This is a genomic window from Pseudomonas sp. ASL8, from assembly GCF_056680355.1.
In genome coordinates, this window is record NZ_CM155278.1 from 5,575,826 (window position 1) to 5,600,958 (window position 25,133).

A 25,133-nucleotide genomic window follows, 5' to 3' on the forward strand; every position below is an offset into this window, starting at 1 on the left:
AAGTCAGCCGATCTGAAACAGTTTTGAGAAATTGGAGATGGTCAGAATGGTGTTCACGTCGGCGTTGCAGTTGATCAGCCGGATCTTCGCACGCTCACCCCCTGCATGGTCACGCAGCAGTAACAGCATGCCCAGCGCGGAACTGTCCAGATAACTCGTGCCCTTTAGATCGACAACGATGCGCTGCGGAGTCCCGGCAACGCTCTCATAGGCATCGCGAAAATCTTGATGTGCGGCGAAATCAAAGCGCCCCTCGATGAAGATGGTCAGTTCTTGCCCGTCGTGAGAGAGCTCGGAGTTTACGGACATTGGAGGCTTCCTTGGGTTAACACAGACACGGTGAGAAAGGTTTAGCATTCTGCTGCATTAGCAGCAACCCTAATGAATTCAATTACCTGCACTAAAATTGATCGTGGCGGGGCAAGCGCTGGGAAAGTTCGTCGAGAAGCTTTTGTTCGCGCTTGTCTTCAAGCTGCCGCGCTTCATCAATGTAGCGCTGAACCAGCTTGCGCAACCCCTCGACCCGCGCATAACACTGCTGCCAAGCGCCCCGAGCCTTGCCGAGGTTTTCCTGATGCCAGGCAAGGCTCTTCTGTTGCTGAGCCACAGCGGTTTCCAGCTGATTGAGAAAGCTTTGATAGTTTATCAGCCACTGCCCCGATACCCCGCTGCCGCCTTTGTCGATCCACTGCAACTGATACTCATGACGAAAACGTTCGAGTTCGGCCAGTTTGGTCTCAGCCAGCCTGACCTGTCCCTGAAAGTGCCCCAGGCGCTGAGCCGCTGCGCGCTCTGCCTTTTCAGCCATGTCCACCACCGGCGCCAGGCGTACCGCTCGACTTGAGGCCATGGCTTATCAGCCGCCCGCTGCGGGATTGAACACCGCGGCGAGACGCGCCTTGCTCTCCTGCAGGCTCTCGTTGTCATTGAGCCCTTGGCGCAGGTAGCGCACCAACGTTGGCTGCAAGGCAATCGCCATGTCGGTTTCCCGATCACCACCGGCCACGTAGGCACCGACGCTGATCAAGTCGCGACTCTGCTGGTAGCGCGACCACAATTGTTTGAAATGCTGAGCCTGCCCCATGTGTTCAGGACTGACCACCGAAGGCATGACCCGACTGATGGACGCCTCGATGTCGATCGCCGGGTAATGCCCTTCTTCGGCCAGACGACGGGACAACACGATGTGCCCGTCGAGCACACCCCGTGCGGCATCGGCAATCGGATCCTGCTGATCGTCACCTTCAGACAGCACGGTATAGAACGCAGTAATCGAGCCGCCCCCAGCCTCGGCATTGCCGGCGCGCTCCACCAGTTTGGGCAATTTGGCAAAAACCGACGGTGGATAACCTTTGGTGGCGGGCGGCTCGCCAATGGCCAAAGCGATTTCCCGCTGAGCCTGAGCGAATCGAGTCAACGAATCCATGAGCAACAGGACATTTTTGCCCTTGTCGCGAAAGTATTCGGCAATGCGCGTGCAATACATGGCCGCCCGCATCCGCATCAAGGGCGCATCATCGGCGGGTGAAGCGACCACGACCGAGCGCTTGAGCCCCTCTTCGCCGAGGATATGCTCGATGAACTCCTTGACCTCACGCCCCCGCTCGCCGATCAGGCCAACCACGATAATGTCGGCTTCGGTGAAGCGCGTCATCATCCCGAGCAGCACGCTCTTGCCCACGCCGGTACCGGCGAACAGACCGAGACGCTGACCACGGCCGACGGTCAATAGTCCATTGATACTGCGAATACCCACATCCAGGGGCTGGCTGATCGGGTTGCGCTTGAGCGGGTTAATGGTGGGGCCATCCATAGGCACCCAGTCTTCGGCTTTCATTCCGCCTTTGCCATCGAGCGCACGTCCGGCGCCATCGAGGACCCGACCCAGCATCCCCATGCCCATCGGCAAACGACCGGTATCGGCCAGCGGCACAACCCGCGCACCCGGAGCGATGCCGGCAACACTGCCCACCGGCATCAGAAATATTTTGGACCCGGAAAAACCCATCACCTCGGCTTCGACTTGCATCGGGTGATAGCTGTCATCGTTGATCACCAGGCACCGACTGCCCATCGCAGCCCGCAAGCCTTCGGCTTCCAGGGTCAAACCGACCATGCGCAACAAACGACCTTCCACCACCGGCTGACCTGCCAGTTCGATGGCTTCGACGTAGGAACCCAGACGCTTGCCGAAGCTGGTTCGGTCAAGGCGCATCTGGGCCTGCTTTTTCAGGAGAGGCGTCATCTGCAATGACGGGGGCGTCGACGACTGCATCCAGATCGAGGCTCATGTCAGCAGGCGCAGGGTGCAAAGCCTGATCGTGCAGCTGATCGAACATTTTCGCCAACGCTTGCGAGATACGGGTTTCGATGGTCGCGTCGATCCGGCTGTGCTCGGTTTCGACCCGGCAACCACCTGCCTGAAGGGTATCGTCTTCGACGATGCGCCAGGTTTCTTCATGGCGTTCACGCAGGGCTTTGACCTGGGCGAAATCCTGAGGATTGATGAAGATGCGTACGTTCTGCGCGCCCATTGGCAACAGCTTCAAGGCGTCGCGCAATACCTGACCGATATGACTGGAGTCAGTGGTCAACTCGCGCTGAATGACTTGCCGGGTAATGTGCCCTACCAGTTCGACCAGCGACTTTTCAATCTGCGTGTCCTGCTCGGCGATAGGCTCGAACAGGTGGACCATCAATTGTTCAAGGCTCGCAAGCTTGGCGCTCAAGGCTACGTCGGCCTCTTGCCGGACCTTGAGCTGGGTGCTGTGAAAACCCTCTTTCTCACCCGTGGCAAAACCTTCGTTGTAGGCTTCCTGACGAATGCCTTCCAGCTCTTCAAGGGTCAGCGGCTGGACTTCGTCCAGAGGCACTTCTTCCATCTCCGCCGGCTCTGCCTCAACCGGTTCAGGCTCTGGCGGCGCTTCACGGTGAGGGTCGAAACTGGGCAACGACCAGACATCAAAACCGCCGACATCCTTGGCACGGATCAGATCACTGGGCGGCTCTTTGTTGGAGCTAAACATGTAGTGATCCTCAGATCATCTCTTCGCCGCCCTTGCCACCGAGAACGATTTCTCCGGCTTCGGCCATACGGCGAGCAATAGTGAGGATTTCTTTCTGCGCGGTTTCCACATCGCTGACGCGCACCGGGCCTTTGGCCTCGAGGTCGTCGCGCAACAATTCGGCAGCACGTTTGGACATGTTCTTGAAGATTTTTTCCTTGATCGCTTCGTCGGAGCCCTTGAGCGCCAACACCAGCACATCGGAAGACACTTCGCGCAGCAACGCCTGGATACCACGGTCGTCGACATCGGAAAGGTTGTTGAACACGAACATGAGGTCTTCGATCTGACCGGACAGGTCCCCATCGACTTCGCGGATCGAGTCCATCAACTGGCCTTCGATGGAGCTGTCGAGGAAGTTCATGATATCGGCCGCACGCTTGATGCCGCCCAAGGTGGTGCGCGCTGTGTTGGAATTGCCGGAGAACTGCTTTTCCAAAATCTGGTTCAGCTCCTTCAACGCCGCCGGCTGCACGGTGTTGAGCGAGGAGACACGCAGAATGATATCCAGACGTACCTTGTGATCGAAATGACCGAGCACTTCACCAGCCTGATCCGGGTCGAGATACGCCACAACGATGGCCTGAATTTGCGGGTGTTCATAGCGGATCACATCCGCAACCGCCCGAGGCTCCATCCATTTCAGGCTGTCCAGACCACTGGTATTACCCCCCAGCAAGATCCGGTCGATGAGGCCGTTGGCTTTGTCTTCGCCCAAGGCCTGGGTCAGCATTTTGCGGATATAACCATCGGAGCCGACGCCGAGACTGGTCTGGTCGCCGACGATCTCGACGAACTCGCTCATCACCTGCTCGACTTCCTCGCGGTGCACATTGCGCATTTGCGCCATGGCGACACCGACCCGCTGAACCTCTTTAGGCCCCATGTGCCGGAGCACCTGAGCGGCATCGGTTTCACCGAGGGAGAGCAAGAGAATGGCAGCCTTGTCGACCTTGGTCATCTTGGCGGTAAGCGCTCGATTGTCACTCATCTGCGTTAATCCACTCTCTCACGACCTGAGCCACACGACCTGGATCTTCAGCCACCAGGCTCTTGATTGCGTTCAACTGTGCGTCATAACCCTCGCTTGGGCTAGGCAACAAAATACTTTGCGGGCCGCCAAGGCTGACGCGATCATTGGACAGTTCGCCGCCCAGACCGCCCATGCCGCCGAGTTCAGCATCACCGTCGGCGCCAACCAGTTGCCGGTTCTTGCCACTGGTAATGTTGTTGAGCACCGGCCGCAGAACACCGAACACCAGCACCAGGATGAACAACACACCCAGCACTTGTTTGACGATGTCCCAGAACCACGGATGGGAATAGAACGGAATATCAGGAATCACTTCGCCACGATCGGTGGAGAATGGCACGTTGACCACGCTGACGCTGTCGCCGCGACTGGCATTGAACCCAACTGCGTCCTGCACCAGCCGGGTGAAACGCGCCAATTCGTCGGCATTCCAAGGCGTGAGACTTGTCTCGCCTGTCTTGGGATCGACTTTGACCCGATCATCCACCACCACCGCCACAGACAAGCGGTTCACCCGACCCTGCTGCTGCTTGGTGTGGCTGATGGAACGGTCCAGCTCAAAGTTCTTGGTCGACTGCTTACGCTTGTCCGCTGGATAAGGTGCCAACATCGGCTGACCGGTCGTCGGGTCCATGATCTGCTGACCATTTGCATCGAGCAGCGGTTGCCCCGGCTGTATGGAGCCTGCGGCCGCAGCACCCGCACCCGCCTGCTGAGGCGCGCTGGCCGGACCAGGCGGCTGATTGCTCAGCGCGCCCGGAACGCCCTGGGGGCCACCACCGGACGAACGCTGTTCGTCGACCGACTGTTCGCTGCGCAACGCAGGTTGATCAGGGTTGAAGCTTTCAGCTGTCGACTCAACGGCACTGAAATCCACATCGGCCGAGACTTCGGCCTTGTAGCGATCATTACCCAGAATCGGCTGGAGGATGTTCTGTACACGTTGGGTGAGCATGTTTTCCATGCGGCGGCTGTAATCAAATTGCTTGCCGGCCATGGTCAATTCGGAGTTTTCAGTCTGGTCGGACAGCAACGTGCCCTTCTGGTCGACCACGGTAATCTGCGACTTGCTCAGCTCGGGAACCGCCGTTGCCACCAGGTTGATAATCGCCATGACCTGGCCCGGCTCCAATGAGCGACCGGCGTACAACTCGATCAGCACCGAAGCGCTCGGCTTACGCTCGTCACGCACGAACACCGAGCTTTTCGGGATCGCCAGATGCACGCGTGCACCCTTGACGTTATTGAGGCTGGAGATGGTCCGGGCAAGCTCGCCTTCAAGCCCGCGACGATAGCGCGTGGCTTCCATGAACTGGCTGGTACCCAGACCCTGGTCCTTGTCGAGAATTTCGAAGCCGATGTTGCCGTCGCCTGGCGCTACGCCCGCGCCAGCCAGTTTGATCCGGGCACGCTGCAAGTCATCGGCCTTGACCAGCAAGGCGCCAGAATTCGGCTCGACGGTGTAAGGGATATCAGCGGCTGCCAGCGTGTCCATGACCTGCTTGGCGTCCATACCGGCCAGACTGCCGTACAGCGGCCGATAATCAGGCTGCTGGGACCAGAGCACCACGGCAAAACCAATCGCCACGCTCGCTGCCAGACCGACCATAAGGCCAACCTGACGCAACATGGTCATCTCGGAGAGATTTTCCAGAAAGGACAAACCAAACAACGGCGGCTTACCTTGAGGGGCACCCGATTTGGCCGGCACGTTATCGGTGACTGCTTCAGCCATGACTCAATACGTCCTTAAACCGGCATCTGCATGATGTCTTGATACGCTTGAACCAGTTTATTGCGGACCTGGGTCAACGCCTGGAACGAGACGCTCGCTTTCTGCGAAGAGATCATCACGTCAGTGAGGTCAACGCCGCTTTTGCCGATTTCGAACGCATTCGACAATTGATTAGAGGCTTGCTGAGTATCGTTGACCTTGTTGACGGCCTGGCCAAGCATATCGGCAAAGCTGCTGGCGCCGATTTCCGGGGTGCTTATTGCTTTTGGCATAGCCATGGCGTCCATTTGCATGGAGCGCATGTCTAACATCAAGCGATTAAATTCAACACCTTGGCTCATGACGTTTCTCTCACTAGGGGCCGCAGATTTTTGACACTCATTACGCGGTTATATATGACAAAGCAACAAGAGTGCCAGCCAAGTGATGGCCTTTAGCCGCAACCTGCACATCCAATAGTATGAAGTCTGTAGGAACACGCGCCAGCCTGCGAATAGCGTGATGCGGTGCGCCTTATACACCACACGGCATCAAGTAGCGAATAGAGACGCTTCAACATCCATCCCTGCATCGCGCATTTGCGCCAGTTTGTAGCGCAAGGTCCGAGGACTGATACCCAAGCGTTCCGCAGCTTCTTTGCGGCGGCCGTGCTCAGCGCGCAGGGTGTCGATGATTATCTGGAACTCGCGACGCCGCAAGTCATCACCCAACGCCCCGGCAGATTCGCCGACTTGGTTGTGTGACGCCACACCATCGACGGGAGGCACTGACACTGAAGGCATCGGTGCCGGCGCGACAATCCGCGGCTGCGTCGGAACGCCCAACGCCGGCACTGGCGAAGCCGTTACCGGGCCCGCCAGACAGAAATCCTGTGCCTGAATCACTCCACCTTGCTGCAGGATCAATGCCCGCTGAATCGCGTTATCCAGCTCGCGGACATTGCCTGGCCACGGGTAGCCGATCAGACAGGCTTGCGCGTCCGCCGACAATCGTACGGCGGCATGTTTCATTTTATTGACGTGCTTGGACAGCAACCGCTCGGCCAGCGGCAGAATATCGGCAGTCCGCTCACGCAGTGGTCGCCAAGCCAGCGGAAACACCGAAATCCGGTAATAAAGATCTTCGCGAAAACGCCCTGCCGCCACTTCTGCGGCCAGATCGCGGTTGGTGGTTGCCAGCACACGAATATCCAGGACGATGGGCTTACGTCCACCCACCCGCTCCACTTCCCGCTCCTGAAGCACACGCAGCAATTTGGCTTGCAGACCGAGGGGCATTTCAGAAATCTCATCCAGCAGAATGGTGCCGCCATCTGCCTGTTCAAACTTGCCAGCCTGCGCCGCGATGGCGCCGGTGAACGATCCTTTCTCATGACCGAACAACGTCGCTTCAAGCATGTTGTCCGGGATCGCGGCGCAATTGATCGCAATGAACGGTTTGTTAGCCCGAGTAGACTGCTGGTGAATAAAACGCGCCAACACCTCCTTGCCCGTACCGGACTCACCGGAAATCAGCACCGTCGAATCGCTTCTGGCCACTCGAGCAGCCAGATCCAGCAATTGCGCGCTGGCCGGCTCGAAAGCCACCGGCCCCTCGCTGTCAGCAGGTCCGGGGCGACCCAGTGCGTGCCGTGCTACCAGCTCCATCAGTGCTTTGGGCTCGAAAGGCTTGACCAGATAATCCGCGGCGCCCTGACGCATCGCATCCACCGCACGCTCGACCGCGCCGTGCGCGGTCATCAACAGCACGGGCAATTGCGCATGACGGCTGCGCAACACGCTCAACAATTGATGACCATCCATGCCAGGCATGTTGACGTCACTTACCACCAGACTGAAGGACTCCTCAGCCACGGCCTCAAGCGCCTCTTCAGCCGAACCGACGGCACGGAAGTCGTGCCCGGCCAACATCAAGGTTTCACCCAGCGCCTCACGCAGTGAAGGGTCATCCTCGACCAGCAAAACCTTGATTGCCATCAGTTCACTCCCGCGTCACGGGTACCCGGAATCAAAGGCAAGGTGACAATCGCGCACGTGCCGCGACCGGGACGAGAGCGAAATTGCAGTTGCCCCTGGTGTGCACGGGTGACTGCATTGACCACCGCCAACCCTAGTCCGGTGCCGGTGGACTTGGTGGTAAAGAAAGGCTCGCCGATGCGCGCCAGTGCCGAGGCGTCGATCCCGCTGCCGTTGTCACTGATGCATAAACGCACCGTGTTATCGCGGCTGTAGAGATGGATTTTCAAGCGCGTTTTTCCTGCGCTGGCCTGCACCGCGTTCTCAATCAAATTCAGCAACGCGCCCACCAGCGTGTCGCGATTGCACAACAACGCGCCTTCGCGGCTGTCGCACTGCCAACGTACCGATAGACCTTGCACATGGGTTTGCGCCGCCGCCTGCAAGGCCTGGAACAATAGGTCGGGTGCAAGACGATCGGTCATCGGCAACTCGCCACGCGCGAAGACCAACATGTCGCGCACCTGATGCTCAAGCTCGTGCAAACGCTCTTTCAAGCGTCCGGCAAAACGTTGCTGAGTCGCCACCGGCAACTCCTGCTCGGCCAAATGGCTGGCATAGATCAAGGCTGCGGACAGGGGCGTACGAATCTGATGAGCCAGCGAGGTGACCATCCGCCCCAGCGAAGACAGGCGCTCGTGGCGAGCAAGCTGGCCCTGCAGATGACGGGTTTCGGTCAAGTCATTGAGCAACACCAACTGCCCCGGTTCCGCATCCAGTGAACGCGTCGCGATGGACAGGCGTCGCCCATCCTTGAGAGACACTTCGTGACCATCATCTTCGCGCGGCGCGAAACACCGGCTGATCACCTGCCGCCAGAGCATGCCCAGCAGTGGCTCACCCAACAGGTCGCGCGCAGCAGGGTTGGCCTCACGCACCACGCCCTGACCGTCCATGACAATGACCCCACCGGGCAACAGCATGAGCAAGTTTTGCAGGCGATTAGCCAGACGTTCTTTTTCCGCCAATTCCTGCATTCGCTGAGCGCTGACGACTGCCAGTTCCCCCTTGAGCTCCGTCACCCGTGCTTCAAGCAAGCTGTAGGAGTCACTCAACTGGCTCGACATCTGATCGAACCGCGAGAACGCCTGCTCAAGCCCGGTCCGGTTTTCCGGCTCGAGGGACGGCTGCGCTTCATAAGAAGAAAGGGCAGAAGACATCTGGGCGGCCTGGGGCATAGTGGTCTCTCGCATGGCGAACCGTCATTAAACGGTATGTAGCAAGAGACATAGCAATACCCGTGCCTAAAAAAAACCCCTGATTTATCAGGGGTTTGATTATCCGAGAAGAATAGAAGCGTCAATCCTCCGCCTGTTCATCCCCATCACGCCGGCTCATGCCGTATTTGCGCATTTTTTCCACCAGCGTTGTACGGCGAATACGCAAACGCTCAGCAGCGCGCGCCACAATGCCGCCAGCATCGTCCAATGCCTGCTGAATCAGGCCCTGCTCCAACCCACCCAGATAGTCCTTGAGATCAAGACCTTCAGGTGGCAACAAGGCGCTGGAAGCAAAGTTGGGCGTGTGACCGTTGATAGCGACCCGCTCTTCCAGGTCAGTGCGAAAGCTATCAACCAACTGCTCGTCTTCATCGTCGACATAACGGAATTTTTTCGGCAACTCGACAACGCCGATCACCCCATAGGGATGCATGATCGCCATGCGCTCGACCAGATTGGCCAGCTCGCGAACATTGCCCGGCCAGGCGTGACGACAAAGCGACATGATGGCCGCCGAGTTGAAACGGATCGAGCCACGCTTTTCGTGCTCCATACGCGAAATCAATTCGTTCATCAGCAGCGGAATGTCTTCGACACGCTCGCGCAACGGGGCCATTTCGATCGGGAATACATTCAAACGGTAATAGAGGTCTTCACGGAACGTACCAATCTCGATCATGTGCTCGAGATTCTTGTGTGTCGCCGCAATGATTCGCACATCGACGCTCTGCGTTTTGTTGCTGCCGACCCGCTCGAAGGTGCGCTCTTGCAGCACACGCAACAGCTTGACCTGCATAGGCAGCGGCATGTCGCCAATTTCGTCGAGGAACAAGGTGCCGCCATTGGCCAGCTCAAAGCGCCCGGCACGACTGGTGATCGCCCCGGTAAACGCACCCTTCTCATGGCCGAACAGTTCGCTTTCCAGCAGCTCGGCGGGTATTGCACCGCAGTTGACGGGAACGAACGGCGCATCGCGACGCTTGGAGTGATAGTGCAGATTGCGCGCGACCACTTCCTTGCCAGTACCGGACTCGCCGAGGATCAGCACGCTGGCATCAGTGTCGGCAACCTGCTGCATCATTTGCCGAACATGCTGAATCGCGCGACTGGTACCCACCAGGCTGCGAAACAGGTTCGGTTCACGATGACGACCACGCTCACGGGCATGATCGTACATTTCACGATAAACCTGGGCTCGGTGCAGGGAATCGAGCAGTTTGCTGTAGCTGGGCGGCATTTCCAGAGACGACAACACACGACGGCGCAAGTCATCTGGCAGGTCGGAGGAAGAAAACTCTCCCATTAACATGACAGGAAGGAACTCATCCCAGGCAGCGATGGTCTTAAGCAGTCCTTGAAGAGTACCCGGAGCGCTCACTTCGCCCACCAGCACGCAAAGCACTTCTCGGGTAGAGGTCAGAGAACCGACGACCTGCTGCCAATCAAGGCTTGAGCAGGACAAATTTTCTTCGCCAAGAAAATTTAAAATGACCGCCATATCGCGGCGGCGCAGGCTATCGTCATCAATCAGCAGAATCTTGATTTCACGCCACATGCAATAGCAACTTCCCTAGTCAAACTCAATGCCCATGAAATGGGGGCAAGCTTGGCGTCTACGACCCATATGGCGATTTAGACGTCAGAAAATAGTAAACCGCACTAGTTAAGTCAAAAATCCGCGCACAGTCAAATTTATGGCGAATTTATTTTTTTCGATCAACCAAGCGTCAACCGAACAGATGGTAAACCTTTGCTGCGGTTTTCGCTTGCTGGATCTGCGTCATCTCATCGACGATTGCTTGACGCTCACCCGTAGCAACCTCAATCAGCTGTCGATATACCCCCAACAAGCGCTCCAGATTGCCTCTCACTTCGGTTTCGTTTAGCGGAACCTCGCTGATCACATCGTCAACACAAGCGCGGCAAGCCAGATCCAGCTGCCCAATAGCCTCCCAGTCGCGTTCAGCCAATGCACCGACCAACGCTTCACGGGTTTCTTCGATACGCTGCAGTACAGCACTCATGATGATCTCCTCGACATAGCAGGCTATAGGGTCGCGATGGCATCCCAGCCATCCTTGACCGTGCCCAGCAAGTCACTGACTTCGTCCAGGGCTTTCGGGTCGCTGTAAATATTGGCTTCAGCCAAGCGCTTCATCATATAGACGTAGAGGTTGTCCAGATTACCCAGAGAGTCAGCCGACTTCTCCAGATCCAGACCTTCGCGCAAACCGCCCACGATGCCGATGGCCTTACTGATCAACATACCCTTGCCAGGAATGTCCTTACGCTCCATCGCACCTTTGGCTTGAGCGATACGATCCAGACCGCCTTCCATCAGCATTTGCACGAGACGGTGGGGACTGGCTTCGGAAGTCTGGGCTTGCGCGCCAATCTTCTGATACTGCCGAAGAGCTAACATCGGATTCATGTTCTACCTCATCAAAACTCAAGAGTTCATATACCCAAGGTATCGACGCAACGCCCCAAAACTTTAGGCCAGAAGCCAAAAAGCCCAGCTGCATTTACGCAGCCGGGCTTTTTGCGTAGAGACGGCGATCAGCCCGTCTTCGATGCGCTCAACGCAGTGAAGAATGAAGTGATACTGGTTGAAGTCGCCTTCATCTGGCCCACCAACAAGTCCATCGCGTTGTATTTAGCTGTCAACGCGGCAGTCATATTGGTCACCCGCAGATCCAGCGCAGCCTGCTGGGTGGTGAGGGCATTCTTCTGCGTATTTAAACTGCTCGAACGGGTAGCGAGAATGCCGCCAGCCTGGGTATAGGGCGTAAGGACCGCGCCCATACGCGCAAGCAGGCCATTGGTACTGGTGGTACCGCTGAACAGCTGCTGAACCTGACCGCCCAGACTCTTGTTGGTCATCGCCGTCGTGAACTTGGTGCTGTCGAAGGTCAGCGTACCGGCCTTCTGGTCCGTCTGGATACCCAACTGCGAAAGTACCGACAACTGACTACCCGGACCAGGCGTAACCAATTCATCACGCAAAGAAGCCAACAATGTCCGCGGCAGAGAATCACCGGTCATTGCCGCCGCAACGGTGAGCTTGCCATTGCTGTCCGCAGTGGCCTTAGTCAAGGAGGTAATGGTTTTGACCACTGTGTTGTAGGCATCGACAAAGGACTGCAGCGAGGTTTTCAAGCCATCGGTATTGCTCGCAACCGTCACCGTCGAACTGTTAGCCGAAACCAGTGTCATGCTCAGGCCACTGATTGCATTGCTCACCGTATTGGACGAACTCTTGACCGCCAATCCATCAATAGTGAGATTTGCATCAACCGCCTGACTGCCAATATAGCCAGCACTGCCAGGGGTTGTTGAGTCGAGCTTGGCATCAGCGACAATAGTCAGCCCTGCGACATCACTGGTGGTGGTGATATCCGAGCCAGCACCCGTGGTCGTAGAGCCAAATACCAGACGCGAGGCACCCGTGCTGTCCGTCACGATGTTGGCACTGACGCCGCTGGTGGCTGTCTGGGTATTGACCAAGTCACGAACCGACTGCAGAGTTGAGTTCGCCGGAATAGTGAAGCTGGTAGCAGTGCTATTTTGAGTGATAGTCAAGTTACCACTCGGAATAGCACTGGTAGCACCTCCAGAGAAAGACGCCGTAGCGACTTTGGAGCTGGTAGCCAAATTCTGAACAACAATGTTGTAACTGCCATTAACCGCGGTGTTGTCCGAGGTCGCCGTCAGGGCTGTAGGGGTCGATGAGGTCGCCGCAAAGCCAGAAAAGGCCGGGCTAGTGGCACTACCAAGGTTAGTCAACGCCGTTTGATAGGCAGTCAGCGCGCTTTGCAGCGAGCCCACGCCGGAAATTTTCGACGTCGTGAGGGTCGTCTGAGTATTGATCTGCGTCTGCTTGGCCGATTTGTCGGCATTGACCAATGCAGTGACAATAGAACCAATATCAAGGCCCGAGCCAAGACCTGTACTGGGAACGATTGGACTTGCCATGTGCGTCTCCTTTCAGTTTTTCGTCGGTCTTTTGACCACTATAACGAACAAAAGAATATGCAGACATTATTCATGCCAACTTCAAGCTTTTGCGTTGAACAATACGCTGCTTGCATTACTCAAGTTGTCTGCCAACTTCAGCACTTCTTCCGAAGGAATTTGCCTGACCACCTCACCCGTTTCACTGGCGATCACTTTTACCACAACTTTGCCGGACGTTTCGTCAATCGAAAATTCCAGATTGCGTTTGACCGACTGAACGAATTTCTCAATCTCTTGAACAGCTGTTTTCAACTTACTCGAGTCCACGTCCTTACTCGCAGGCACCGCCGCCACACTATCGGCCCTAGGCGTCACAGCAGGCTTATTAGCAGCACTGCTCGGCGGTGCCGCAGCGGGGTAAGACACGTTCAGCTTGACACTCATATCCATGTCCATAACCTCCTAAAGTAAAAAAGCGAAAGAGCACGACAAGCGCACCCTCCCGCCAAACTCATTCTGAAATTACTGAAGCAGCTTCAGTACAGAAGAAGGCAACTGGTTGGCTTGAGCCAACACAGCGGTGGACGCTTGCTGCAGGGTTTGACTTTTAGTCAACTGAGCAGTTTCAGCAGCAAAGTCGGTATCTTGCACGCGACCTTGTGCAGCGGTCACGTTTTCCGTGATGTTCTGCAGGTTGGCAATGGTGCTGGTCAGACGGTTTTGGGAAGCACCCAAGTTTGCGCGAGTTATACCGATTGAGGTGATAGCCGCATCGATTGCAGTGATCGCGTTGTCAATGTTGAAGCCTGCTTCACCAGCAGTGCCAGCAGAGCCACTGGTACCGGTCAGTACGAGAGTACCGCTATCAACGGAGAGGCTGGCAGCGTCAAACTTGCTGCTCAGGACCAGGTTGATCTGGTTAGCCGTACCTACGTTGGAACCCACTTGCAGGGTCATGGTACCGGCAGAACCGTCGAGCAAGTTCTTGCCGTTCAAGTTAGTGCTGGCAGAGATACGGGTCAGTTCGTCAGACATCTGAGCGAATTCTGAGTTGGTTGCAGCCTGGTCAGCAGTGCCGTTGGTGCCGTTACGTGCCTGTACAGCCAGTTCACGCATACGTTGCAGAATGTTGGTTGACTCTTGCAGAGCGCCTTCAGCGGTCTGAGCCATCGAAATACCGTCGTTGGCGTTTTTCACTGCCACGGTCTGACCACGAACCTGGCTGCTCATACGAGTAGCGATCTGCAGGCCGGCGGTGTCATCTTTAGCGCTGTTGATTTTCAGGCCGGAAGACAAGCGAGTCATCGAGGTAGAGAGGGCGTTCGCTGCGTTGCCCAAGTTTCTCTGAACAACCAAGGATGTAACGTTGGTGTTTACGCTTAAAGACATGATGAGTTCCTCAATGGTTGGGTACTGCGGCTTCCGGCCCTGGCAACCGCCGGGTGTGGCCTAGAGAACCTTCGTAATAGTTATCGTCGAGATAGCAAGGAGCTTGAGGGGTTTTTAAAAAAATATTGCCACCACTCTGACATCCCTACAGTTGTCGGGGGCTGCAGAGCATCTCCCCCACTCTCTTCAACGACCTGCAACCTCACACCACCCCCACATCTCCAACCGTTTTGAGGTCTGGCATCCGTGACCGGATACCAGGATTCAACATGCGCCCGAAGGCGTTCTCTTTATTGCAGCAATTTAAGAACTGCGGCCGGTAGCTGGTTGGCTTGAGCCAAGACGGCCGTCGAAGCTTGTTGCAGCGTTTGCTGCTTGGTCAGTTCGGCTGTTTCCGAGGCGAAGTCGACATCTTCGATTTGGCCGCGCGCAGCCGTGGTGTTCTTTACCATGTTGTTGAGGTTGGAAATGGTGCTGGCGAAGCGGTTTTGCTTGGCACCCAGATTGGAACGAGCGGCATCAATGGTTTCTAGGGCCTTGTCGATGGACATGATAGTTGCCTCGATGTTGTCGGCCATGGCTTGATCGTTGAGCGGTTTGCTCTTTTTATCCAGTTCGGTTGCGTCCTTTAAAATTGTCGTCGCACCATCAGCTTCCGTTTTTGCGGTAGCCACAGCGGCTTGTTGAGCCGTATAGGCAGCAGGATCAGCAACCGCATCAATCGCACCCAGCGCAGATTCAGCAGCAGCAAGTGCTGTATTTTTCTGTTGAGCATCATCAGTCATTTTTTCCGTCACATTGATCGGCAATAGATTTCGACTTCCGCGCCCATCAATCGCAAGAGCCGTGTACTCGCCCTTTACAACCTCTACCGAGCCGGTAGTCTTATCATCGCCCAGCACAGCAGCAGCACTCTTAGCCGCTATAAACAACGATTCGGCAGAAAAGTCGTCCGAGAGCGACAGGCTGATCTCCTCAGTTCTCCCCACGTTGGCGCCCACATGAAACGTCATCGTCCCGGCACTGCCATCCAGCAGCTTTAAACCACCACCGAACGTGGTGCTCTTCGAAAGACGGGTCAGCTCTTGAACCGACTGATTGAACTCGGAATTGAGTGCATCCCGCTCCTTCTGACTGTTGTCGCCGTTTTTCGATTGAATCGCCAGCTCACGCATCCGCTGCAGGTTGTTGGTCGACTCCTGCAACGCCCCCTCCGCCGTTTGCGCAATGGAAATTGCATTGCCCGCATTTCTGGCCGCAACCGTCATCCCTTTAATCTGGGTCGTCAGGCGACTCGCGATCTGCATGCCTGCGGCATCGTCCTTGGCGCTGTTAATCCTTAAGCCTGAAGACAAACGCGCCATCGATGTACTGACGGCATCAGAAGAGCGGTTCAGATTTCGCTGAACAGACAACGACGCGACATTGGTATTTACGGTTAAAGCCATTGTGAAATTCCTCGCAAAAAAGAGATTGCGGGCTTCCAAAAACAGGCTGCATCCGGCACGCCCTGAAAACCTACAAAATGTTTATCGGAAAAATTACAAGCGGCTTTAACAGGCTTTTTAAGACTGTTTGGGAATTAGAACAATTACATACCCGACATTTGTAGGGTGTTTCGGTTATAAGCGTGGATTTTCAAAGGTTTTATTTTTTACGAATTTTTTTGCAAAAAAAGATGAAAAAAAATCGAAAAAAGCCTCCCCTCACACATTTTTCGAGCGGGGACGAGAGAAAAATTCGTGACGTATCCGGAACGGGGTCGTGATGGGGAGTCGAGCAAGGGACACATCTATGCAAAAGCGTCGACCGGGCAACCTGAACGCGCCCGAACTACGATTCACTCTCGAGTAACGCCACCAACTCATACTCTAGGTAGTCAGCCAACCCCAACCAGTCCAGCCCTTCCTGGCAGGCCAGCATCGGCGGCAATAGCTGCAACCATTGTTGTTGCAATGCTGGCGAGCCCCGACTTAACAGGCTCTGCGCGTGGTCGAACACGTCGACCATAGCCAATGCCGCCTCGACATTACGCCCAAGACGAAACAGCCCGGCACACTGCCGACAGTCGAGGACACACTGCGCATGCGAGCTCATTGGCAGAACTCCAGGTCATAGGCCGTACCGGCGATCATCGCGCCTGCCCGGCTGCTGTTAAAAAAGCGCACCTCTGGATGCCCGGCAATGTAACGTTCCAGCTCGCCCAGGTAGCGACGGAAATTGAGCTGCGTCTTGACGCGCTGCCCATGACCGTCGAGCACCCAGTGCTTGGCGAGATCAACCCCTGGGCCTAGCTCGCCATCATTCCAACCGGCGTGAGTTCTGTTCATCGGGAAGGCAAAGTCGGCTCCGAACAAGGTGATTTTCGCCGCACCCATCTTCACCGCCAGATCCACTGCGGGGTGAAGCACACTGCCGCCAACGTACAACTGCGCTTTGGCAATTTGCTGGCGCAGCGCGGCATAGATCGGACTGGCGGAATAGCCGACATAGCGCGGGCCCTTCCAGGCCTGGAGCACCTGCGGATCACTCATTGGCATATACACCAAGGGGATAGAATCGGAGTCCGGCGGCGGCAAGTGCCGAGCAGTGATCCCCTTATCGATACTCACCACCAGGTCCGGTTTGATGCCGTGCTCAATTAACGGCCGATAGGCCGTATCGACACTAACAAAAAGAGGCCGCTGTGCCTGCGCACGAATAGCCAGAAGCTTTTCGAAGTGGTGTTCAAGGCTCGGCCCCGTACCGATCACATAGACTTCCTGGCCCACCTGCGAGCCGAACAGCTCAGCGATATCACGATCACTGCGCAACAGCTCCAGGCTGTCCTGCAAGCGCTGGAGAATAAGCGGCGATTGCGGATCGAACTCGCGGTTATTGAAGCTCAGGTGCACTTCGCTGATTAGTCGATCACGAATCCGGGCATTAAATTCATCCGCCAATTCCAACTCGGATGGCAGCGCAAAGAACGGCAACTGGATTTCCCGGTAATCGGCGGCATAGCTCAGTTCGACCCGCGGATCGCTGAGCCAGGGCGTTTGGTCAAGTAGACCAAGAACCAAAGCGAACAGCCCACCGTTAAGAATGTGCACCTGCAACCGCAGTAGCTCGGGATTTTCCAGCAAGACCTGCTGCAGATCACCCAGACCCGTGCCGTACACATGCAGCATCGGACTCTCAGGTGGCAGACTGGCCGCTTGCAGGCGGGCTTCGGCGGTGCGGTCATGGCGGCTGGTCAGCTGAATACCGGAAATCCTCAGGGTTGAACCCAACCCTTCCACCAGTTCGGCCTGCAATGATTCGCGGTCTTCAGCCAACAACCGGGAGAACACCTCCGGCCAGCGCGCCTGAAGCACCTCGGCATTTTGCTGAAAGCTCTCGCTCATGCTGCCTCACTCAAAACGTACGCAAAAAAATAGCGCTCAAGGTTAACTCACCTGAAGCGCCATTTTAGAAGCTTATGCGATCAAGACCTATGAATGATCGCCGAGCCCCAGGACAAGCCGACACCAAAGCCACTCAACGCAACCCGATTCCACTCGCTGTCGAGCACGTGTTTTTCCAGCAACAAAGGAATGCTCGAAGAAACGGTATTACCGGTTTCGAGCATGTCCTTGAGAAACTTCTCTGGGTCGCCTTCGAAACGCCGGGCCACAGCATCGACAATCGCCGCACTGCCCTGGTGAATACAGAACGCGTCGATGTCGTCCGAGTGCAAGCCAGACTCATCCAGCAACTCGTGCAGGTGCGCGGGCACTTTAAGCAACGCGAAGTTGAAGACCTGACGGCCATTCATGAAAAATACGCCGTTGCTGACTTTCAGGTGCGGTGCGCCGGAACCGTCGGTGCCGAACTTGGCCTTGCCCAACTGCCAGTCAGCCCCCTCGCCCATCCACGTGGCCGTCGCAGCATCGCCAAACAGCATGGTGGTATTGCGATCTTCGGGGTCGACAATTTTCGAGTACGGGTCGCAGGTCACCAACAGACCGTTCTTCAGCCCTGCGGCATCCATGAAGCCTTTGAGCGCATAGAGACCGTAGACGTAGCCCGAACACCCGAGGGAGATATCGAACGCGGCCACATGGGTCGACAGGCCGAGCTTGTCCTGAACGATGGCAGACGTGTGGGGCAAGGCCTCTTCGTCGCCGTTCTGGGTAACGACGATCAGCACGTCGATGGATTCGCGCTTGAGGTCAGGATTCTTTGCAAACAAGGCGTTGACGGCCTCGACGCACAGATCGGAGGTTTCCTGGCCTTCATCTTTACGCGGCAGGAAAGCAGAACCGATCTTGCCCAGAATGAACTCTTCATCCTTGGCGAACTTAGCACCTTGTGCGTAGTTATCGACGCCGGCTACGGGCACGTAACTCGCTATGCTTTTTATGCCAATCATTATGGCTTCCCAATAATAAACAGCTGAATATCACCGTTCTCTGCAATCGAGAGCGCTGGCCAACAGAGATTTCCTGTCGTCCCCAAGGACCGACAGTGAAGAGAATAAATGGCTATCGCCAGGCTAACAAAGAGCCAAGCGCCATCATTCCCTATTAATACAATACAGTGAAGATGCGCGTTATGACTCGCAGGTCACGCTATTTTGCCGAATCAGCCACAGAAGCCGTTATTCGACCAACGACCAGTCAAGAGGTGTACCCCGTTTCAAGGCTTGTCCAGCGCATCGCCCGATGAGCGCATCGCGGTGTTTTGGGGCTAATCCAAAGCCCGGACGGATGGCTCTCAGGTTGTCAGCACTGAAGACTTCACCTGCGACCATATCCCGAGTCACATACAGTGATCGGCGATAGGCCAGTGACGGGCGCTCGGCCTCGGTAACGCCATAATGCACGTGCCCCATGGCCTGCCAGGCACGTTCGGTTTCAATGACCAGACTGGCCATTTCGGCTGGCTCAAGAGAGAAGCTGGCGTCCACCCCGCCGGCGGCTCGATCCAGAGTGAAATGCTTTTCGATCACCGTCGCCCCGAGCGCCACGGCTGCCACGGAAACGCCAACGCCCATGGAGTGATCGGACAACCCCACTTCGCAACCAAACAAATCGCGCAGATGCGGGATAGTGCGCACGTGACTGTTTTCTGGCGAGGCCGGATAAGTACTGGTGCATTTGAGCAAGACCAGGTCCTTGCAACCGGCAGCACGGGCTGCACGGACCGTCTCGTCCAGTTCGGCAATGCTCGCCATACCAGTCGAGATGATCAACGGCTTGCCGGTCGACGCGACCCGGCGAATCAACGGTAAATCGGTATTTTCGAAACTGGCGATTTTGTAAGCTGGCACATCCAGGCTTTCAAGAAAGTCCACCGAACTGTCATCGAATGGCGTCGAAAATGCCAGCATCCCCAGCGCTTTGGCCCGGGCAAAAATCGGCGCGTGCCACTCCCAGGGTGTGTGGGCTTTCTCGTACAACGCGTAGAGGGACGACCCCGCCCACAGACTATTGGGGTCCTTGATAAAAAACTCGCCGTGATCAAGGTCCAGGGTCATTGTGTCGGCGGTGTAGGTTTGCAGTTTCAAGGCGTGAGCACCGGCCTTGGCCGCCGCCTCGACAATCTGTAGCGCGAACTCAAGCGACTGGTTATGGTTGCCACTCATCTCGGCGATGATGAAAGGCGCGGTATCGGCACCAATCGAACGCGAGCCTATCTTGAAACTAGTCATCGGCATGATCCTTTAAGACGCACTCGAAACGGCAGGCACTCTGCCGATAGCCCGCATCGCGAAACAGGTTGATCGACGCCTGATTGGCCGGCAGCACCTGCGCATCGATCACTCGTAGTTGCGGCCAGTGACGCTTGATGAATCGCGCCCCTCCGGCCAGTAGCGCCCTGCCCCAGCCTAGACCGAACCGCCCTTCGAACAGGTAGATCGATACTTCGGCCCTTGTATCCACCCTGTCATAGCGCAGCACGCCCACCGGCCCATCGACCGTTTCTGCAACCAGCAGCAGGCGTTGGTCATTCACGAGGGTGGCAGCCAACCAGATCAGATGACTGGCCCAATCAATGGCGTGCGACTCCACCGACCAGCGCCGGACCTCCTCAGCGTTGCGCCCATCGAACAGCAGACGTGCGTCGTCCATCGTCGCCGGGCGCAATTGCAGAACCTCTCCAGCCAAGGCCGCTGCCACACGACGTGCGCCACGGCCATCGACCAACTGGCGAGAGCGCTCGGCAAAACTCCGGCGCAAACCCTGGTTGGCCAACAACACACTGATCGATTGACGCAATGACTCAACAGAAACCTGGTCACGCGGCCCCAGGTACAGGTGCGCGCCGACCTCAGCCAAACGTTCAGCGTTGGCCTGTTGATTGGCCGCCACCGCGATACAGATCGTTGGCAGTCCCAACGCTGCACGCTCCCAACTGGTACCGCCGCCCGCGCCGACAAACAGATCAGCGTGCGCCATCAATTCAGCGAACTGGTCCGTGTGGGTTTGCAATCGCCAAGTGGGACGTCCTGAGGCCAGTGCCTGCATCCGCGCCCACTCGGGGTTACCGGTGCCCGCAATAAAGTCGACTTCCAGCACATCGAGTTCACTCAGCGCCAACATCGCTTTCCAGGTTTCCCCTGCGACATCGAAGCCGCCGAAATTCACCAAAACCCGACGCGCCCGGGCCTGAATCGGCACGGGATCGCGCTTGAACTCATCGCGAATCATGGCAAAGCGTGGGCCGAATAACGTTCGGCACTCGGACCCCACCCACGATGCATAAGCGCTCGGCGTACCGCTGAAGTTCTGGTCGAGCAACAGATCAACGGCATGACGGCGGTTGGCCAGATCATCGATTGCGGCGATCCGTGGTGCCCATTGTCGGGCGGCGGTCTGCCAATGATGATCGAGGCCATAGTGATCGACGATGATCCAGTCGAACGCCTCCTCTACCGTCAGCAACCGCTGCAGTGCCGCAATGTCCGCCTGCCAAGGCAACGCAGCTTCGATGTCTTGCCCGGCATTGGCTTGCTCAGCGTACGTCGCAGGCAACCCATAAGCGCGCCACCCTTGAGTCGCGAGATGATCGAGCAAATGCCCAGGCAATAAGCGACAGGCAAAAGCCACGTCGTGCCCGCCATCACGCAACACCTTGGCCAAGGTCAGGCACCGCGCAATATGGCCGCTGCCGATGGCGTGTGAAGCATCCGCGCGGATCAGCACTCTCACGACTCCAACTCCCCGCCAGCCAGCAACGCCGCATAAAGGTACTCGGCGCGGGTCCAGTCTTCTTCGCTGTCGATGTCCTGGACCAGATGCCGGGGCAAGATCACCGGCAAACTCTGCTCAGAAAACACTACATCGCCACGCAACCACGCCTCGGTACGACCCCAATAAAACTGTCCGGCGTCCTGATAGGCCACGGGCAGATCCTGGGATCGGGTTTCCCGGTACTGCGGATACAGTGGCTCCAGGGCACCCTGCTCATTCAGGCTCAGGGCGCGCTGCACGGCAAAGCCAAATTCGCACACGGAAAAGGCAAAGGATTTTCCCGGATTCTGCTCGAGGGTCGTCAAGCCTTCACGCAGATAGCGCCCTTGCAGCAAAGGCGCTGTGGCATAGATACAACAGGCGTAATCGAAGGAGTGCCCCTGCTCCTGCAGTGTCGCCAGCCCATGCATGATCACCGCCGCCGTCCCGGTGAAGTCGTCGGCCAATTGTGCCGGGCGCATGAAGGGCACCCACGCACCGTGAGTCCTGGCGATCGCAGCGATTTCTTCATCGTCGGTACTGACCACAACCTGATCGAACAGGCCACTCCGCAGCGCAGCCAGAATCGACCAGACAATCATCGGCTGGCCGTTGAACAGCTTGAGATTCTTGCGCGGGATCCGCTTGCTGCCGCCCCGCGCAGGGATGATCGCTACAGCTGTCACGGACGCTTTTCCAATAGAAACCAGTTGATGTCATCGGTCGGAAACTGCGGATCGCGGTGATAACTGAACCCATAGTCGAGCAGGTGCAGATCACTGTAGCGATCAAGCATCTCCCCGGCAAAATCACGCTTGAACAACTTGCCGCTGTTACCGCGATAGGACACCTCTACCGGCACCGGGTTGTAATACTCGCAAATCAGGATATAGCGTTGACTCAGTTGGTACAGCTGAGCGTAAGCCGCGGGCAGCAGTTCAGGCGCCAGGTGAATCAGTACGCCTTTGCTCAGGGTCAATTGGAAAGTCCGATCATGTGGATAGTCGAACAACGAGCCATGCCATACATCCGCAATCCCCAGTGCCTGCGCACAGGCCTGAGCCTGAGCATTGATCTCGACCCCCTGTAACACGCACGTTGGCAATAGCTGATGCAACGCTTGCAGGTTATTGCCCGTGTTGGTGCCCAACTCCAACAGACTCTCTAGCCGTGAGGTTCGCGCCAGCGCTTTGGTAAACAACGCCAGATTGGCAGCGATCAGCGGCTGCCCCTGATTGCGCCCCGCGTATTGATCACCAAACTCACCCCGCCAGAACTGCTCTTGCTCACTTAATTCACGCATGCACTGCTCTCATCAACGGATCGGGGCAAAGCACTTAGCCAAGCAGGCTATGCAACTGCTCGATCACATAGTCTTGTTGCTCGTCAGTCAGGTCCGGGAACAGCGGCAAAGTGACCGCCTCGCCGAAATAACGCTCGGCCTCTGGATAATCGCCATCAGCGAATCCTGACTCGCGGTAGTAAGGCTGTAAATGCACCGGAATATAGTGCAGGTTCACACCGATTCCGGCAGCTCTCAACGCATCGAAAAGGTCTCGCTGGCTAAGTTTTACTTGATCAAACCGCACACGCACCACATACAGATGCCAAGCAGATTCGGCGCCTGCCTGCGCAGTGGGTAACACCAACGGAAGTTCAGCCAACAGTCGCTCATAACGCGCGGCCAATTGGCGCCGTCTCGCGATAAAACCGTCGAGCCTGGCCAACTGCGAAAGGCCCAATGCCGCGTGCAGGTCGGTCATCCGATAATTGAAACCCAACTCCAGTTGCTGGTAGTACCAAAGCCCTTGGCTGGGTACCGACATCTGCGACGGATCGCTGGTAATGCCATGACTGCGCAGCCGACGCAAACGCTCGGCAAGCTCTGGCCGATTGGTCAGGACCATACCGCCTTCACCCGAGGTAATAATCTTCACCGGGTGAAAGCTGAAGACTGTCATCGTCGCATGCGCGCCACAACCCACTGGGCGTCCGTCATAAGACGCCCCGACCGCGTGCGCGGCGTCTTCGATCAAGGTGAATGCGTAACGTTCGGCGAGCCCGGCAATGGCGTGCATGTCGCAGCTCTGACCAGAGAATGCCACCGCCACCACCACCTTTGGCAGTTTTCCGACGCGCTCGGCGGCTTCGAGTTTTTGCGCCAGCAAGCCGGCATCGAGGTTCCAAGTGTGTGGATCAATATCGACGAAGTCCACATCGGCGCCGCAGTAACGCCCGCAGTTGGCGGAGGCGACGAAGGTATTAGGCGTGGTCCATAGCCGATCACCGGGGCCCAAGCCTGCCGCCAGACAGGCGATATGCAGTGCCGCCGTGGCATTGCACACCGCAACTGCAAAATCTGCCTGACAACGCTCAACCATTGCCGCTTCAAAGCGCTCAATGGTTGGGCCCTGAGTCAGCCACGGCGACTTGAGAACCTCCACCACCGCGTCGATATCCGCCTGGTCGATGCTCTGTCGCCCATAGGGAATCGAGTATGAAGTCATGAGTGCAGCTCAGCGTGCAGATCCGCGATCTGCCCCACGCTCAAAAACTCTGGATTGGTATCGGAACGATACTCAAAGGTTTCGTCGACTTGGGCACCACACTCACCGAGGCCATTAACGGCATAGTCGACGTCGACGTTGGTAAAACGAATCGACGGCTGGATGGTGTAGTGATCGGAGAACTCCAGGGTCATTCGCGCATCGTCGAGCGGCACCATCAACTCATGGAGTTTTTCACCGGGACGAATCCCGACATTTTTGTGCGGTAGATGCTCGGCCATGCCCAGAGCCAGATCGATAATCCGGATCGACGGAATTTTCGGCACAAACACCTCGCCGCCGTGCATGCGCGCAAAGCTGTCGAGCACGAACTGCACACCATGATCCAGAGTGATCCAGAAACGCGTCATGCGCACGTCGGTGATCGGTAACTCCCGCGCACCGTCGCTGATCAGCTTGCTAAAGAACGGCACGACTGATCCGCGAGAACCGGCCACATTGCCATACCGCACGACGGCGAAACGCGTTGGCTGGTCACCGGCAATGTTATTCGCCGCAACGAACAACTTGTCCGACAGCAGCTTGGTTGCGCCATACAAGTTGATCGGGCTGGCAGCCTTGTCGGTTGACAAGGCGATGACCTTTTTCACCCCGTTGTCGATGGCCGCAGCAATGATATTTTCCGCGCCGTTGACGTTGGTGCGGATGCATTCGGTCGGGTTGTACTCGGCAGCCGGCACCTGCTTCAAAGCTGCCGCATGCACCACATAATCGATCCCGCGCATGGCCAGACGCAGCCGTTCGGCATCGCGCACATCCCCCAGGAAATAACGCATGCACGGCGCGTTGAACGTCTGCTGCATCTCGTACTGTTTGAGCTCATCACGAGAGAACACCACGACACGCTTGGGCTGATACTGCTCAAGCAAACGGCGGATGAAGTTGCGACCGAACGAGCCAGTGCCACCCGAGATAAAAATTGATTTGCCGTTGAACATGCCGTGAGTCCTTTTTCT

The 25,133-nt window shown here is 56.8% G+C and carries 25 protein-coding genes; all 25 read right to left on the minus strand.

All coding sequences use genetic code 11. The features are described from left to right. Positions 1-3: 3 nt before the first annotated feature. Positions 4-309, minus strand: a complete 306-nt coding sequence (locus tag AC1MEA_RS25585; protein WP_449633137.1) for an STAS domain-containing protein — start codon at positions 307-309, stop codon at positions 4-6. A 91-nt stretch (positions 310-400) separates the two neighbouring features. Then, positions 401-850, minus strand: coding sequence for a flagellar export protein FliJ (gene fliJ / locus AC1MEA_RS25590; protein ID WP_219060443.1), 450 nt, complete (start codon positions 848-850; stop codon positions 401-403). Between the two features lie 6 nt (positions 851-856). Then, the gene (gene fliI, locus AC1MEA_RS25595; protein WP_219060442.1) at positions 857-2,215 is read right to left on the minus strand and encodes a flagellar protein export ATPase FliI; all 1,359 of its coding nucleotides are present in this window, start codon (positions 2,213-2,215) and stop codon (positions 857-859) included. After that, a complete protein-coding gene (gene fliH / locus AC1MEA_RS25600) occupies positions 2,205-3,026 on the minus strand; it encodes a flagellar assembly protein FliH (protein WP_480916284.1) in 822 nt (273 codons plus the stop codon). The genes fliI and fliH overlap by 11 nt, the downstream gene beginning before the upstream one ends. Before the next feature lie 10 nt (positions 3,027-3,036). Then, positions 3,037-4,056, minus strand: coding sequence for a flagellar motor switch protein FliG (gene fliG / locus AC1MEA_RS25605; RefSeq protein ID WP_322180023.1), 1,020 nt, complete (start codon positions 4,054-4,056; stop codon positions 3,037-3,039). Then, positions 4,049-5,833, minus strand: a complete 1,785-nt coding sequence (gene fliF, locus AC1MEA_RS25610; RefSeq protein WP_219060439.1) for a flagellar basal-body MS-ring/collar protein FliF — start codon at positions 5,831-5,833, stop codon at positions 4,049-4,051. Before fliF ends, fliG begins: the two co-directional genes overlap by 8 nt. A 14-nt stretch (positions 5,834-5,847) precedes the next feature. Continuing rightward, positions 5,848-6,174: a flagellar hook-basal body complex protein FliE gene (gene fliE, locus AC1MEA_RS25615; RefSeq protein ID WP_219060438.1), complete on the minus strand. Its 327-nt coding sequence runs from the start codon at positions 6,172-6,174 to the stop codon at positions 5,848-5,850. Between the two features lie 189 nt (positions 6,175-6,363). Then, positions 6,364-7,809, minus strand: coding sequence for a sigma-54-dependent transcriptional regulator (locus AC1MEA_RS25620; RefSeq protein WP_449633135.1), 1,446 nt, complete (start codon positions 7,807-7,809; stop codon positions 6,364-6,366). Continuing rightward, entirely contained in the window at positions 7,809-9,008 is a 1,200-nt protein-coding gene (locus AC1MEA_RS25625) for a sensor histidine kinase (protein ID WP_480918223.1), read from the minus strand. Before AC1MEA_RS25625 ends, AC1MEA_RS25620 begins: the two co-directional genes overlap by 1 nt. 139 nt (positions 9,009-9,147) lie before the next feature. Further along, complete coding sequence (locus AC1MEA_RS25630) at positions 9,148-10,623, minus strand: sigma-54 dependent transcriptional regulator (RefSeq protein WP_480916285.1); 1,476 nt, start codon at positions 10,621-10,623, stop codon at positions 9,148-9,150. Positions 10,624-10,795: 172 nt separating this feature from the next. Beyond that, a complete protein-coding gene (gene fliT, locus AC1MEA_RS25635) occupies positions 10,796-11,092 on the minus strand; it encodes a flagellar protein FliT (RefSeq protein ID WP_219060435.1) in 297 nt (98 codons plus the stop codon). 23 nt (positions 11,093-11,115) lie between these two features. Next, positions 11,116-11,499: a flagellar export chaperone FliS gene (fliS, locus tag AC1MEA_RS25640; RefSeq protein WP_449633134.1), complete on the minus strand. Its 384-nt coding sequence runs from the start codon at positions 11,497-11,499 to the stop codon at positions 11,116-11,118. A 128-nt stretch (positions 11,500-11,627) separates the two neighbouring features. After that, complete coding sequence (gene fliD / locus AC1MEA_RS25645; RefSeq protein ID WP_449633133.1) at positions 11,628-13,043, minus strand: flagellar filament capping protein FliD; 1,416 nt, start codon at positions 13,041-13,043, stop codon at positions 11,628-11,630. Positions 13,044-13,124: 81 nt separating this feature from the next. Then, positions 13,125-13,475, minus strand: a complete 351-nt coding sequence (locus AC1MEA_RS25650; RefSeq protein ID WP_480916286.1) for a flagellar protein FlaG — start codon at positions 13,473-13,475, stop codon at positions 13,125-13,127. 72 nt (positions 13,476-13,547) lie between these two features. Continuing rightward, positions 13,548-14,414 (minus strand): flagellin domain-containing protein, encoded by an 867-nt coding sequence (locus AC1MEA_RS25655; RefSeq protein ID WP_480916287.1) that lies wholly within the window; start codon positions 14,412-14,414, stop codon positions 13,548-13,550. Positions 14,415-14,704: 290 nt separating this feature from the next. After that, positions 14,705-15,862 (minus strand): flagellin N-terminal helical domain-containing protein, encoded by a 1,158-nt coding sequence (locus AC1MEA_RS25660; RefSeq protein WP_480916288.1) that lies wholly within the window; start codon positions 15,860-15,862, stop codon positions 14,705-14,707. A 385-nt stretch (positions 15,863-16,247) separates the two neighbouring features. After that, on the minus strand, positions 16,248-16,511 hold the full coding sequence (locus AC1MEA_RS25665; protein WP_480916289.1) for a hypothetical protein: 264 nt from the start codon (positions 16,509-16,511) through the stop codon (positions 16,248-16,250). Next, positions 16,508-17,800: a motility associated factor glycosyltransferase family protein gene (locus tag AC1MEA_RS25670; RefSeq protein ID WP_449633129.1), complete on the minus strand. Its 1,293-nt coding sequence runs from the start codon at positions 17,798-17,800 to the stop codon at positions 16,508-16,510. The genes AC1MEA_RS25665 and AC1MEA_RS25670 overlap by 4 nt, the downstream gene beginning before the upstream one ends. 80 nt (positions 17,801-17,880) lie before the next feature. Next, the gene (locus AC1MEA_RS25675) at positions 17,881-18,807 is read right to left on the minus strand and encodes a ketoacyl-ACP synthase III (RefSeq protein WP_449633128.1); all 927 of its coding nucleotides are present in this window, start codon (positions 18,805-18,807) and stop codon (positions 17,881-17,883) included. Between the two features lie 228 nt (positions 18,808-19,035). After that, positions 19,036-20,088 (minus strand): pseudaminic acid synthase, encoded by a 1,053-nt coding sequence (pseI, locus tag AC1MEA_RS25680; RefSeq protein WP_480916290.1) that lies wholly within the window; start codon positions 20,086-20,088, stop codon positions 19,036-19,038. Beyond that, complete coding sequence (gene pseG / locus AC1MEA_RS25685; RefSeq protein WP_480916291.1) at positions 20,081-21,589, minus strand: UDP-2,4-diacetamido-2,4,6-trideoxy-beta-L-altropyranose hydrolase; 1,509 nt, start codon at positions 21,587-21,589, stop codon at positions 20,081-20,083. Before pseG ends, pseI begins: the two co-directional genes overlap by 8 nt. After that, entirely contained in the window at positions 21,586-22,296 is a 711-nt protein-coding gene (pseF, locus tag AC1MEA_RS25690) for a pseudaminic acid cytidylyltransferase (protein WP_480916292.1), read from the minus strand. The genes pseG and pseF overlap by 4 nt, the downstream gene beginning before the upstream one ends. Further along, a complete protein-coding gene (locus AC1MEA_RS25695) occupies positions 22,293-22,913 on the minus strand; it encodes a pseudaminic acid biosynthesis-associated methylase (protein WP_480916293.1) in 621 nt (206 codons plus the stop codon). Before AC1MEA_RS25695 ends, pseF begins: the two co-directional genes overlap by 4 nt. Before the next feature lie 34 nt (positions 22,914-22,947). Then, positions 22,948-24,117 carry a UDP-4-amino-4,6-dideoxy-N-acetyl-beta-L-altrosamine transaminase gene (pseC, locus tag AC1MEA_RS25700; RefSeq protein WP_219060422.1) on the minus strand — a complete coding sequence of 390 codons (1,170 nt, stop codon included), beginning with the start codon at positions 24,115-24,117 and terminating at the stop codon, positions 22,948-22,950. Continuing rightward, positions 24,114-25,115: a UDP-N-acetylglucosamine 4,6-dehydratase (inverting) gene (gene pseB, locus AC1MEA_RS25705; RefSeq protein WP_219060421.1), complete on the minus strand. Its 1,002-nt coding sequence runs from the start codon at positions 25,113-25,115 to the stop codon at positions 24,114-24,116. The genes pseC and pseB overlap by 4 nt, the downstream gene beginning before the upstream one ends. Positions 25,116-25,133: the final 18 nt, after the last annotated feature.